The following is a 12,288-nucleotide window of genomic DNA, read 5'->3' on the forward strand; positions in this document are numbered from 1 at the left end:
GAGGAGATAGCATGATCGTTCGTCCCGTACGCAGCAGCGATTTACCCGCGCTGATCGACCTGGCCCGCAGCACCGGCACCGGCCTCACCACCTTGCCGGCCAACGAAGAGCGCCTGACCCACAGGGTCGGCTGGGCGGAAAAGACCTTTCGCGGCGAAGCCGAGCGCGGCGATGCGGACTACCTGTTCGTGCTGGAAGACGACAACGGCCGGGTGGTGGGCATTTCCGCCATCGCCGGTGCCGTCGGGCTGCGCGAGCCCTGGTACAACTTCCGGGTCGGCCTGACGGTCAGCGCCTCCCAGGAGCTGAACATCTACCGCGAGATCCCCACGCTGTTCCTGGCCAACGACCTGACCGGCAACTCCGAGCTGTGCTCGCTGTTCCTTCACGCCGATTACCGCACCGGCCTCAACGGCCGCATGCTGGCCAAGGCGCGGATGCTGTTCATTGCCGAGTTCCCGCAGCTGTTCGGCAACAAGATCATTGCCGAGATGCGCGGCATGTCCGATGAGAATGGCCGCTCGCCGTTCTGGGAAAGCCTGGGTCGGCACTTCTTCAAGATGGAGTTCAGCCAGGCCGACTACCTGACCGGGGTTGGCAACAAGGCGTTCATCGCCGAGCTGATGCCCAAGTTCCCGCTGTACACCTGCTTTTTGTCCGAGGATGCGCGCAACGTGATCGGCAAGGTTCATACCGACACCGAGCCGGCGCTGGCCATGCTCAAGAGCGAAGGCTTCAGCTACCAGGGCTACGTCGACATCTTCGATGCCGGCCCGGCGGTGGAATGCGAAACCAGCAAGATCCGCGCGGTGCGTGACAGCCAGGCGCTGGTGCTGGCCATCGGCACCCCGGGCGACGACGCCACGCCGTTCCTGATCCACAACCGCAAGCGCGAGGACTGCCGCATTACCGCGGCGCCGGCACGCTTTGCCGCGGGCACCCTGGTGGTCGATCCCCTGACCGCCAAGCGCTTGCAACTCAACGCCGGCGACCAGGTCCGCGCGGTTCCGCTGTCTGCTTCTCGGGAGTCGAAATAATGAGCACGCTGTACATCGCAGGCCAATGGCTGGCTGGCCAGGGCGAAGCCTTCACCTCGGTCAATCCGGTGACCCAGGCGGTCATCTGGTCCGGCAACGGTGCCACTGCCGCGCAAGTGGAAAACGCCGTGCAGGCCGCCCGCCAGGCGTTTCCGGCCTGGGCCAAGCGTTCCCTGGAGGAGCGTATCGGTGTGCTCGAAGCCTTTGCCGCTGCGCTCAAGGCGCGTGCCGACGAACTGGCCCGCTGCATCGGTGAGGAAACCGGCAAGCCGCTGTGGGAAGCCGCCACCGAAGTCACCAGCATGGTCAACAAGATCGCCATCTCGGTGCAGAGCTACCGCGAGCGTACCGGCGAGAAGAGCGGCCCTTTGGGCGACGCCACCGCTGTGCTGCGACACAAGCCCCACGGCGTGGTGGCGGTGTTCGGTCCTTACAACTTCCCTGGGCACTTGCCTAACGGGCACATCGTTCCCGCGCTGCTGGCCGGTAACAGCGTGCTGTTCAAGCCCAGCGAGCTGACGCCGAAAGTCGCCGAGCTGACGGTGCAGTGCTGGATCGAAGCCGGCTTGCCGGCAGGTGTCCTCAACCTGCTGCAAGGTGCCCGGGAAACCGGTATCGCCCTGGCCGCCAATCCGGGTATCGATGGTTTGTTCTTCACCGGTTCCAGCCGCACCGGCAATCATCTGCACCAGCAGTTCGCCGGGCGTCCGGACAAGATCCTGGCCCTGGAAATGGGCGGCAACAACCCGCTGGTGGTGGATCAGGTCGCTGACCTGGACGCGGCGGTGTACACCATCATCCAGTCGGCCTTCATTTCGGCCGGTCAGCGCTGCACCTGCGCCCGCCGCCTGCTGGTGCCGCAAGGCGCCTGGGGTGATGGGTTGCTGGCGCGCCTGGTGGCGGTCAGTGCGAGCATCGATGTCGGTGCCTATGACCAGCAGCCGGCGCCGTTCATGGGCTCGGTGATTTCCCTGGGCGCCGCTCGCGCGCTGATGGATGCGCAACGGCAACTGCTGGCCAATGGCGCCGTGGCCTTGCTGGAAATGACCCAACCCCAGGCTCAGGCCGCCTTGCTGACCCCAGGCATTCTGGATGTGACGGCGGTGGCTGAGCGCCCGGATGAAGAGCTGTTCGGGCCGTTGCTGCAAGTGATCCGCTACGCTGATTTTGATGGGGCGATTGCCGAGGCCAACAACACTCAGTACGGCCTGGCAGCCGGCCTGTTGTCGGATTCCGCCGAGCGCTACCAGCAGTTCTGGCTGGAAAGCCGGGCGGGCATCGTCAACTGGAACAAGCAGTTGACCGGCGCCGCCAGCAGCGCGCCGTTCGGTGGGGTGGGTGCTTCGGGCAACCATCGGGCCAGTGCCTATTACGCGGCGGATTACTGCGCGTACCCGGTGGCTTCCCTGGAAACCCCGAGCCTGGTGCTGCCGAGCGCGTTGACGCCGGGTGTGCGCTTGTCCTGACTGGCGTGGCCTTTTCGCCGGTAAGCCGGCTCCTGCAGAACGCTGTGGGAGCCGGCTTGCCGGCGAGCGAGCGCACTGCGTTCGCCATGTGTAGATACCGATGCCTATAACAAACAGATTCGTGGAGCCTCGCTGATGAAATCCTATGAAGTCAATTTTGACGGTTTAGTGGGGCCGACCCATAACTATGGCGGCCTGTCCTACGGCAACGTGGCCTCCCAGAGCAACAGCCAGCAGGGCTCCAATCCCAAGGAAGCGGCGCTGCAAGGCCTGGCGAAAATGAAAGCGCTGATGGACATGGGCTTTCAGCAAGGCGTGCTCGCCCCGCAAGAGCGCCCGGACGTGGCGGCCCTGCGCAAACTGGGTTTTGCCGGCACTGATGCCCAGGTCATCCAGCTAGCCGCCAAGCAGGCCATGCCACTGCTGGTCGCCAGTTGCTCGGCATCGAGCATGTGGGTGGCCAACGCCGCCACCGTCAGCCCGAGTGCTGACACCGCCGATGGCCGCGTGCATTTCACCGCCGCCAACTTGAACTGCAAATACCATCGCAGCATCGAGCACCCGACCACCAGCCGCGTGCTGGGGGCGATGTTCGCCGACCAGAAACACTTCGCCCATCACGCCGCGTTGCCGGCGGTGGCGCAGTTCGGCGATGAAGGCGCGGCCAACCACACGCGCTTCTGCCGTGATTACGGCCAGGCCGGTGTCGAGTTCTTCGTCTTCGGTCGCAGCGCGTTCGATACCCGTTACCCAGCACCGCAGAAATACCCTGCGCGCCAGACCCTGGAAGCCTCGCAAGCCGTGGCTCGCTTGCATGGCCTGAGCGAGGAGGGCGTGGTCTATGCCCAGCAGAATCCATCGGTGATCGATCAGGGCGTGTTCCACAACGATGTGATCGCGGTGGGCAATGGCGAGGTGCTGTTCTATCACGAGGATGCGTTCCTCGAGACCGAGAAGATGCTCGCCGAGCTGCAGGGCAAGCTGGGTCGACGCGGCGGCAACTTCCAGTCGATCTGCGTGCCGCGCGCGCAAGTGACGGTGGAAGACGCCGTGCGCTCCTACCTGTTCAACAGCCAGCTGCTGTCCCGCGCCGATGGTTCGATGCTGCTGATCGTGCCGGAGGAGTGCCGCGGCAACGAGCGCGTCTGGCAGTACCTGCAAAGCCTCACCAGCTCGGGCGGACTGATCCGTGAAGTGAAGGTCTTCGATCTCAAGCAGAGCATGCAGAACGGCGGTGGCCCGGCTTGCCTGCGCTTGCGGGTGGCCTTGAATGAAACTGAGCTGGCGGCGGTCAATCCTGGGGTTATCATGACCGCGCCGTTGTACGACACCCTGACCCAATGGGTTGGCAAGCACTACCGCGACCGTCTGTGCGAAAGCGATCTGGCGGACCCGCAGCTGCTGCTTGAGTGCCGGACGGCACTGGATGAACTGACGCAAATCCTTAAACTGGGCGCGGTTTATCCCTTCCAGATCAATTGAAAGCCCGCGCCCGGCCCATTCGACCGGGCGTGCCGCTTCACCCCAGATGAGAATGACCCCCATGAGCGATACCCTGCAGCTGATCCTTGAAGACAGCGACGGCACCCAACTGCAAACCTCCTGCACCCGTTTCGCGGTGCTGTGGCAGGGCAAGGAAGTATGGATTCAACAGGACGGCCGCGGCCAACTGCTGATCGGCGTGGACGTGGAGGAGGGGGACGACGAGTACGCCAGTCTGCTGCTGCGTCCGCTGGCGACCAACCTGGTCAGCCTGCAACTGGAAATGGAACCGGCCGACGCCGGTGACGATGATCACGTGCATGGCCCCGACTGCGGCCACGCTCACTAAGGAAGCCGCGCTATGCTCGCCCTCGGCAAACTGCTTGAACTGACCCTCGCCGGCCGTGAACCGGCAGAGAAGACTCAACTGACTGTCGACGGCGTGCGCATGCGCTGGCTGAGCGAGGGCGCCCTGGAAGTCCGGCCGCCCGAAGCTCGCGATAACGGTCTGGACCTGCTGCTGTCAGCCGGTATCCATGGCAACGAGACGGCTCCCATCGAGCTGCTCGACCGTCTGTTGCACGACATTGCCCGGGGCGACCTGAAGCCTCGGGCACGCATTCTGTTCCTGTTCGGCAACCCCGAGGCGATGCGTCGCGGCGAGCGTTTTGTCGAGCAGGACGTCAACCGGCTGTTCAATGGCCGACATGAATCGAGCAGTGGTATCGAAGCACTGCGTGCCTGCGAGCTGGAGCGTCTGGCGGCGAGCTTTTTCAGTCTGCCGCAGCGCCAGCGCCTGCATTACGACCTGCACACGGCGATCCGCGGTTCGAAGATCGAACAGTTCGCCCTGTATCCGTGGAAGGACGGGCGTCAGCATTCGCGCCGTGAGCTGGCGCGCCTGCGGGCGGCGGGCATGGAAGCGGTGCTGCTGCAGAACAAGCCCTCCATTGTCTTCAGCGCCTACACCTACGATCAGCTGGGGGCCGAGTCCTTCACCCTGGAGTTGGGCAAGGCCCGGCCGTTCGGGCAGAACCAGGGGGTCAATGTCGAGCGCCTGGAAACCCGCCTCAAGCAGATCATCGACGGCAGCGAGCCCGGGCAAGAGCAGGACAGCCTCGATGGCCTGCAGCTGTTCAGCGTGGCGCGGGAAGTCATCAAGCACAGCGACAGCTTCCACCTGCACCTGCCGACGGACGTGGAGAACTTTTCCGAACTGGAAGTGGGTTACCTGCTGGCCGAGGACATCGCCCAGACCCGTTGGGTGATCGAGGAGGAGGGGGCGCGGATCATTTTCCCCAACCCCAAGGTGAAGAACGGCTTGCGTGCCGGGATTTTGATCGTACCGACCACGGCCGACGGCCTGGCCTGAGGTTCGCCGGCCAGCCGAACCCCCGCAGGGGCCGGCTCGCCGATGATGGGCTAACGCTTAAACCGCGACCGCACGCTGCTCATTGCGGCGCAGGGCGCGCAGCTTGTGCAGGGTGTCGGCGCAGGTCTTCGCCGCTTCCTGGCCCTTGTGCACGAAGTGCTCGAAGAAAAACTTCTGGTGCTCCTCACCCGCATGGAAGTGATGCGGGGTCAGCACCACCGAGAAGACCGGCACTTCAGTTTCCAGTTGCACTTGCATCAGGCCGCTGATCACCGACTGGGCGACGAACTCATGACGGTAGATGCCGCCGTCCACTACCAGGCCTGCTGCAACGATGCCGCTGTAGCGACCGGTCTTGGCCAGCAGCTTGGCGTGCAGGGGAATTTCGAAGGCGCCACCGACTTCGAAGAAGTCGATATCGGATTCCTGGTAACCCTGAGCGAGCATTTCGGCGACAAAGCCCTGACGGCTCTGGTCGACGATTTCCTTGTGCCAGCAAGCCTGGATGAAGGCGACGCGCTCGTTGGGGTGGTGTTTGCTTTTGCTATCGATTGCGGTGGGTTGCATCTGTTCTGACTCCTGTTTGTATGAAAAACAGGGCGTATATGAATCGAATGGGATTTAAGGGTACGCGCAGAGCTTCCGTGGAGAGTCCACGTCTGCCTGACAGCGGCCCTTAGGCGCCAATCCCGTTCTCTCTTCATCCGGACTATGACCGTCGGCCCCGGGATCACACCGGGTCTGCTGACCTTGTCGGCACCTGTGGACCTGCCACGGGTGTCACCAAGCGCTCGCGGGCTATGCACATTGCGCGCAATTACCGCCGGTGGGGAATTGCACCCCGCCCTGAGAACGATTGCCCGGGTTTTTTCCCGGGCGGTGAGTTTTTAACACAGATCTGGCGGGGAAGCATCGCGCCTTTTGGATAATGTTCATCGGATTTTTCATCCTCTGGCGCAAGATTTTCTACAGTTGCTGCTTGATTAATCGTCCACAGGGCCGCAGTAATTCGCTTCGAAAGGGAATTCCCCCTGTCCAAGCGTGGACCCTGGTGTCCCCCTGTAGCCGGAGCCTGATGTGATGAGCGTGATCGATCTTCGTAGTGACACCGTGACCCAGCCGACCCCGGGCATGCTCGATGCCATGGCGCGCGCCCGTACCGGAGACGATGTCTACGGCGAAGACCCGACGGTCAATCGGTTGGAGGCCGAGCTGGCCGGGCGTCTGGGGTTTGCCGCGGCCCTGTTCGTGCCTTCCGGCACCATGAGCAATCTGCTGGCATTGATGGCCCACTGCGAGCGGGGCGACGAATACATCGTTGGACAGCAGGCCCACACCTATAAATATGAAGGCGGTGGCGCCGCGGTGCTGGGCTCGATCCAGCCCCAGCCGCTGGAGCTGCGGGCCGATGGCTCCCTCGACCTGGAGCAGGTGGCGGCGGCGATCAAGCCGGATGACTTTCATTTTGCCCGCACGCGCTTGCTGGCCCTGGAAAACACCATGCAGGGCAAGGTGCTGCCCCTGGCCTACCTGGCCCAGGCTCGAGCCTTCACCCGTGATCGGGGGCTGGCCCTGCACCTGGATGGCGCACGGCTGTACAACGCGGCGGTGAAGCTGGGGGTGGATGCCCGGGTGATCGCCGAGCACTTCGACTCGGTATCGGTGTGCCTGTCCAAGGGCCTCGGCGCGCCAGTGGGTTCGGTGTTGTGCGGCTGCACAGCGCTGATCGGCAAGGCGCGGCGCCTGCGCAAGATGCTGGGTGGGGGCATGCGTCAGGCTGGTGGCCTGGCGGCGGCGGGACTCTATGCCCTGGAGCATCAGGTGCAGCGTCTGGCGGATGACCATGCCCACGCACAATTGCTGGCTCAAGGGTTGAGCCAGGCCGGCTACAGTGTCGAGCCGGTGCAGACCAACATGGTGTACGTAGAGATGGGAGAGCGGGCCGAAGCCCTCAAGGCATTCGCCGCGGAGCGGGGGATCAGGCTCAGCGCGGCGCCACGCTTGCGTCTGGTTACCCATCTGGACGTGGATGCCGGGCAAATCGAGCAGGTGGTGAGCACTTTTGTCGAGTTTTCCCGTAACTGACAGTGTTCTCCGTCCAATTGACTGTTTGTATCGTACAAACACGCTGTACCAAGTGATTAACGCCGATATAATGCGGCCCTTTGCCGTCGTTTCGTCTGTTGACGTTGCGCACAGGCCTTTGGCCGCAGTCTCCGTGGAAGAACCTAATGAAAAGCGCAGAAATCCGTGAAGCCTTCCTTCGCTTCTTCGAAGAGCAAGGCCACACCCGTGTAGCCTCCAGCTCTTTGATCCCAGGCAACGACCCTACCCTGCTGTTCACCAACGCGGGGATGAACCAGTTCAAGGACTGCTTCCTGGGCCAGGAAAAGCGCGCCTATACCCGCGCTGTCAGCAGCCAGAAGTGCGTCCGCGCCGGTGGCAAGCACAACGACCTGGAAAACGTCGGTTACACCGCTCGTCACCACACCTTCTTCGAAATGCTGGGCAACTTCAGCTTCGGTGACTACTTCAAGCGCGATGCCATCACCTTCGCCTGGACCTTCCTGACTTCCGACAAGTGGCTGAACCTGCCGAAGGAAAAGCTCTGGGTCACGGTTTACGCCAGTGACGACGAAGCCTATGACATCTGGACCAAAGAGGTCGGGGTGCCGGCAGAGCGCATGGTGCGCATCGGAGACAACAAAGGCGCGCCTTACGCTTCGGACAACTTCTGGACCATGGGTGATACCGGCCCTTGCGGTCCTTGCACCGAGATCTTCTACGATCACGGCGCCGACATCTGGGGCGGCCCACCCGGCTCGCCGGAAGAAGACGGTGATCGCTACATCGAAATCTGGAACAACGTGTTCATGCAGTTCAACCGCACCGCCGATGGCGTGTTGCATCCGCTGCCGGCACCGTCGGTGGACACCGGCATGGGCCTGGAGCGGATCAGTGCGGTGCTGCAGCACGTGCACTCGAACTATGAAATCGACCTGTTCCAGAGCCTGCTGGATGCCGCGGCCAAGGCCATCGGTTGCACCAACGATGCCCAGGCCTCGCTGAAAGTGGTGGCCGACCATATCCGTTCCTGCGGTTTCCTGATTGCCGACGGCGTGCTGCCGTCCAACGAAGGCCGCGGTTATGTGCTGCGTCGGATCATTCGTCGTGCTTGCCGCCACGGCAACAAGCTGGGGGCCAAGGGCAGCTTCTTCTATCAGATCGTTGCCGCGCTGGTTGCCGAGATGGGTGAAGCGTTCCCTGAGCTGAAATCCCAGCAGGCGCATATCGAGCGGGTGCTCAAGGCCGAAGAAGAGCAGTTCGCCAAGACCCTGGAGCAGGGCCTGAAGATCCTCGAGCAGGATCTGGCCGCACTGGAAGGCTCGGTGGTTCCGGGCGACGTGGTGTTCAAGCTCTACGACACCTATGGTTTCCCGATGGACCTGACCGGCGACATCGCCCGTGAGCGCAACCTGACCCTCGATGAGGAAGGTTTCGAGCGCGAGATGGAAGCCCAGCGTGTGCGTGCCCGGTCTGCCAGCTCCTTTGGCATGGACTACAACAGCCTGGTCAAGGTTGATGTGGCCACTGAGTTCACCGGCTACCAGGCCACCAGCGGTTCGGCCAAAGTGGTTGCCCTCTATAAGGAAGGGCAGTCGGTAGACATCCTTAATGAAGGCGAAGAGGGCGTCGTGGTGCTTGACCAGACCCCGTTCTACGCTGAGTCCGGCGGTCAGATCGGCGACTGCGGTTACCTGCAGGCCGGCAGTGCACGTTTTGATGTGCGCGACACCACCAAGACCGGTGGCGCGTTCCTGCATCACGGCGTACTGGCCAAGGGCAGCCTGATCGTCGGCGCCCCGGTTGAAACCCAGGTCGACGCCGACGTGCGTCACGCCACCTCGCTGAACCACTCGGCCACCCACTTGCTGCACGCTGCCCTGCGCCAGGTGCTGGGCGAGCACGTCCAGCAGAAGGGCTCGCTGGTGGACAGTCAGCGTCTGCGTTTCGACTTCAGTCACTTTGAAGCGATCAAGCCTGAGCAGATCAAGGCCCTGGAAGACGTCGTCAACGCCGAGATTCGCAAGAACACGGCGGTGGAAACCGAAGAGACCGACATCGACACCGCCAAGAAGAAGGGCGCCATGGCGCTGTTCGGCGAGAAGTACGGCGACAGCGTGCGTGTGTTGAGCATGGGCGGAGACTTTTCGGTGGAGCTGTGTGGTGGTATCCACGCCAATCGTACCGGCGACATCGGCTTGCTGAAGATCACCAGCGAAGGCGGCGTGGCGTCGGGCGTGCGGCGTATTGAAGCCGTTACCGGTGCTGCGGCTCTGGCGTACCTGAACGCTGCGGAAGAACAACTCAAGGAAGCGGCGACCCTGGTCAAGGGTAGTCGCGACAATCTGATCGACAAGCTGTCGGCGGTGCTGGAGCGCAATCGTCTGCTGGAGAAGCAGCTCGAGCAGTTGCAGGCCAAGGCTGCCAGCGCTGCCGGTGACGATCTGTCCGCTCAGGCGGCTGACGTCAAGGGCGTGAAGGTGCTGGCTGCGCGCCTCGACGGCCAGGACGGCAAGGCGCTGCTGGCGCTGGTAGATCAGTTGAAAAACAAACTCGGCCGCGCAGTGATCCTGCTCGGCAGTGTCCATGAGGAAAAGGTCGTACTGGTTGCCGGTGTAACCAAGGACCTGACTGGCCAACTCAAAGCCGGTGATTTGATGAAGCAAGCCGCTGCGGCAGTGGGCGGTAAGGGCGGTGGTCGTCCAGACATGGCCCAGGGCGGTGGTGTTGATGCTGCTGCACTGGATGCCGCGCTGGCCTTGACCGTGCCATTTGTCGAGCAGGGCATTTAAGGCGCCGAGCCGGGCCCGTCGTCTAGTGGCGGGTCCTTGCGCTGTGCAGTTTGATTGTTTAACGGGCGCCCCTTTACGGGCTGAGGCGGCTTAGAAAATGGCTTTGATCGTACAGAAATTTGGAGGCACTTCGGTCGGCTCTGTGGAGCGGATCGAGCAGGTCGCTGACAAGGTGAAGAAGTTCCGCGAAGCCGGCGATGACCTGGTGATTGTGCTGTCGGCGATGAGTGGCGAAACCAACCGCCTGATCGATCTGGCCAAGCAGATCAGTGGCGAAGCCATACCGGTTCCCCGTGAGCTGGATGTGATCGTGTCCACCGGTGAGCAAGTGACCATCGCTTTGCTGGCCATGGCATTGATCAAGCGCGGTATTCCTGCGGTGTCCTACACCGGGAATCAGGTGCGCATTCTCACCGACAGTGCTCACAATAAAGCGCGAATCCTGCAGATTGATGATCAGAAGATTCGCAGCGATCTGAAGGCTGGTCGTGTGGTCGTGGTTGCCGGTTTCCAGGGCGTTGATGAGCACGGCAACATCACCACGTTGGGGCGTGGCGGTTCCGATACCACCGGGGTGGCGCTGGCCGCCGCCCTGAAGGCTGACGAGTGCCAGATCTATACCGATGTGGACGGTGTCTACACCACCGACCCGCGTGTGGTACCCAAGGCTCAGCGCCTGGACAAGATCACCTTTGAAGAGATGCTGGAAATGGCCAGCCTCGGATCCAAGGTGCTGCAGATCCGCGCGGTCGAGTTTGCTGGCAAGTACAACGTTCCGCTGCGCGTGTTGCACAGCTTTCAGGAGGGTCCGGGCACCCTCATTACTATTGATGAAGAGGAATCCATGGAACAGCCGATCATTTCCGGCATCGCTTTTAACCGCGATGAAGCCAAGCTGACTATCCGTGGCGTGCCAGACAATCCTGGCGTGGCCTTCAAGATTCTCGGCCCGATCAGCGCGTCGAACATTGAAGTCGACATGATCGTGCAGAACGTTTCGCACGATAACACCACCGACTTCACCTTCACCGTGCACCGCAACGACTACCTGGCTGCCCAGACCGTGCTGGAAAACACCGCACGTGAAATCGGTGCCCGTGAGGTGGTCGGCGATACCGACATTGCCAAGGTTTCGATCGTTGGTGTCGGCATGCGCTCTCATGCGGGCGTAGCCAGCCGGATGTTTGAAGCCCTGGCGAAGGAAAGCATCAACATCCAGATGATCTCCACTTCTGAAATCAAGGTGTCGGTGGTGATTGAAGAGAAGTACCTGGAGTTGGCGGTACGTGCGCTGCACACCGCATTCGAGCTCGACGCTCCGGCCCGACAGGGCGAGTGATGCGTGTTTGAAAGGGGCGCGGTCTGACCGCGCCCTTTGTGTTTTTGATCGGCACGGGAGAAAACTGTTCTTTTGCCCGTGCTAGTCAATACTTAGGCGTGTAGGACTGCAGCCGCCCTGGTTGTAGGCCGACACCCTTTTTTTTGCAGACTGTAGTCCCTGAAAATGTAATGCGTGAGGAGATAGGTATGCTGATTCTGACTCGTCGGTGCGCAGAAAGCCTGATCATTGGTGATGGCGAGATCACTGTGACCGTGCTCGGCGTCAAAGGTAATCAAGTGCGTATTGGTGTCAACGCCCCCAAAGAAGTGGCGGTTCACCGTGAGGAAATTTACCTGCGGATAAAGAAAGAGAAGGACGAAGAACCAAGCCATTAATTTTTATCGTTTTTTTTGTTTGCAAACGGGGAGAAAGCTGGTTAATATACGCCCCGTGTTGCGGAGAGCTGGCCGAGTGGCCGAAGGCGCTCCCCTGCTAAGGGAGTACACCTCAAAAGGGTGTCGGGGGTTCGAATCCCCCGTTCTCCGCCATTATTTGCTTAGTACGTTGTAATCTGGCTTCTTCTGTAAGTTGTTGAAATTACTAGAAAAAGTGCTTGACAAGAAGATTAAACGGCCTATAATGCGCGGCAACAAATGCACTCGTAGCTCAGCTGGATAGAGTACTCGGCTACGAACCGAGCGGTCACAGGTTCGAATCCTGTCGAGTGCACCATTTAAGAGTTAGTTGCAGCGAT

At 61.7% G+C, this 12,288-nt stretch carries 10 protein-coding genes, 2 tRNA genes and 1 riboswitch; of the genes, 11 read left to right on the plus strand and 1 reads right to left on the minus strand.

Annotated features, from left to right (window positions below):
• Positions 1 to 11 precede the first annotated feature (11 nt).
• The 5 genes from astA to astE all read left to right on the plus strand — a co-directional run bounded on the left by astA (position 12) and on the right by astE (position 5,357).
• Positions 12 to 1,037: an arginine N-succinyltransferase gene (astA, locus tag ACMGG8_RS12045; RefSeq protein ID WP_016968175.1), complete on the plus strand. Its 1,026-nt coding sequence runs from the start codon at positions 12 to 14 to the stop codon at positions 1,035 to 1,037.
• A complete protein-coding gene (gene astD / locus ACMGG8_RS12050) occupies positions 1,034 to 2,503 on the plus strand; it encodes a succinylglutamate-semialdehyde dehydrogenase (protein ID WP_173664445.1) in 1,470 nt (489 codons plus the stop codon). Before astA ends, astD begins: the two co-directional genes overlap by 4 nt.
• Before the next feature lie 135 nt (positions 2,504 to 2,638).
• Entirely contained in the window at positions 2,639 to 3,985 is a 1,347-nt protein-coding gene (astB, locus tag ACMGG8_RS12055) for an N-succinylarginine dihydrolase (protein ID WP_060840596.1), read from the plus strand.
• 61 nt (positions 3,986 to 4,046) lie between these two features.
• Positions 4,047 to 4,334 (plus strand): hypothetical protein, encoded by a 288-nt coding sequence (locus ACMGG8_RS12060; RefSeq protein WP_016968178.1) that lies wholly within the window; start codon positions 4,047 to 4,049, stop codon positions 4,332 to 4,334.
• A 12-nt stretch (positions 4,335 to 4,346) separates the two neighbouring features.
• Positions 4,347 to 5,357 carry a succinylglutamate desuccinylase gene (astE, locus tag ACMGG8_RS12065; protein WP_414159625.1) on the plus strand — a complete coding sequence of 337 codons (1,011 nt, stop codon included), beginning with the start codon at positions 4,347 to 4,349 and terminating at the stop codon, positions 5,355 to 5,357.
• A gap of 57 nt (positions 5,358 to 5,414) precedes the next feature.
• Here the strand turns inward: astE and ACMGG8_RS12070 are convergent, their stop codons facing one another.
• Positions 5,415 to 5,924 carry a 6,7-dimethyl-8-ribityllumazine synthase gene (locus ACMGG8_RS12070; RefSeq protein WP_060844377.1) on the minus strand — a complete coding sequence of 170 codons (510 nt, stop codon included), beginning with the start codon at positions 5,922 to 5,924 and terminating at the stop codon, positions 5,415 to 5,417.
• Positions 5,925 to 6,044: 120 nt separating this feature from the next.
• Positions 6,045 to 6,215: riboswitch (FMN riboswitch) on the minus strand.
• 222 nt (positions 6,216 to 6,437) lie between these two features.
• Between ACMGG8_RS12070 and ltaE the strand changes: the two genes are divergently transcribed.
• The 6 genes from ltaE to ACMGG8_RS12100 all read left to right on the plus strand — a co-directional run bounded on the left by ltaE (position 6,438) and on the right by ACMGG8_RS12100 (position 12,266).
• The gene (gene ltaE / locus ACMGG8_RS12075; RefSeq protein ID WP_414159626.1) at positions 6,438 to 7,442 is read left to right on the plus strand and encodes a low-specificity L-threonine aldolase; all 1,005 of its coding nucleotides are present in this window, start codon (positions 6,438 to 6,440) and stop codon (positions 7,440 to 7,442) included.
• Positions 7,443 to 7,588: 146 nt separating this feature from the next.
• Entirely contained in the window at positions 7,589 to 10,213 is a 2,625-nt protein-coding gene (gene alaS / locus ACMGG8_RS12080) for an alanine--tRNA ligase (protein WP_414159627.1), read from the plus strand.
• Positions 10,214 to 10,310: 97 nt separating this feature from the next.
• On the plus strand, positions 10,311 to 11,552 hold the full coding sequence (locus ACMGG8_RS12085) for an aspartate kinase (RefSeq protein ID WP_016968182.1): 1,242 nt from the start codon (positions 10,311 to 10,313) through the stop codon (positions 11,550 to 11,552).
• 188 nt (positions 11,553 to 11,740) lie between these two features.
• Entirely contained in the window at positions 11,741 to 11,929 is a 189-nt protein-coding gene (csrA, locus tag ACMGG8_RS12090) for a carbon storage regulator CsrA (protein WP_002554426.1), read from the plus strand.
• A 62-nt stretch (positions 11,930 to 11,991) separates the two neighbouring features.
• Positions 11,992 to 12,082: transfer RNA gene (locus ACMGG8_RS12095), tRNA-Ser, on the plus strand.
• Positions 12,083 to 12,189: 107 nt separating this feature from the next.
• Positions 12,190 to 12,266: transfer RNA gene (locus ACMGG8_RS12100), tRNA-Arg, on the plus strand.
• The last annotated feature ends 22 nt before the right edge of the window (positions 12,267 to 12,288 follow it).

It is taken from the genome of Pseudomonas sp. BNK-45, assembly GCF_047456255.1.
Lineage (GTDB): Bacteria > Pseudomonadota > Gammaproteobacteria > Pseudomonadales > Pseudomonadaceae > Aquipseudomonas.

Coding starts and splice junctions, on each gene's coding strand:
- astA (WP_016968175.1), top strand. CDS start 12: ATGATCGTTCGTCCCGTACGCAGCAGCGATTTACCCGCGCTGATCGAC.
- astB (WP_060840596.1), top strand. CDS start 2,639: ATGAAATCCTATGAAGTCAATTTTGACGGTTTAGTGGGGCCGACCCAT.
- ACMGG8_RS12060 (WP_016968178.1), top strand. CDS start 4,047: ATGAGCGATACCCTGCAGCTGATCCTTGAAGACAGCGACGGCACCCAA.
- astE (WP_414159625.1), top strand. CDS start 4,347: ATGCTCGCCCTCGGCAAACTGCTTGAACTGACCCTCGCCGGCCGTGAA.
- ACMGG8_RS12070 (WP_060844377.1), bottom strand. CDS start 5,924: ATGCAACCCACCGCAATCGATAGCAAAAGCAAACACCACCCCAACGAG.
- ltaE (WP_414159626.1), top strand. CDS start 6,438: ATGAGCGTGATCGATCTTCGTAGTGACACCGTGACCCAGCCGACCCCG.
- alaS (WP_414159627.1), top strand. CDS start 7,589: ATGAAAAGCGCAGAAATCCGTGAAGCCTTCCTTCGCTTCTTCGAAGAG.
- ACMGG8_RS12085 (WP_016968182.1), top strand. CDS start 10,311: ATGGCTTTGATCGTACAGAAATTTGGAGGCACTTCGGTCGGCTCTGTG.
- csrA (WP_002554426.1), top strand. CDS start 11,741: ATGCTGATTCTGACTCGTCGGTGCGCAGAAAGCCTGATCATTGGTGAT.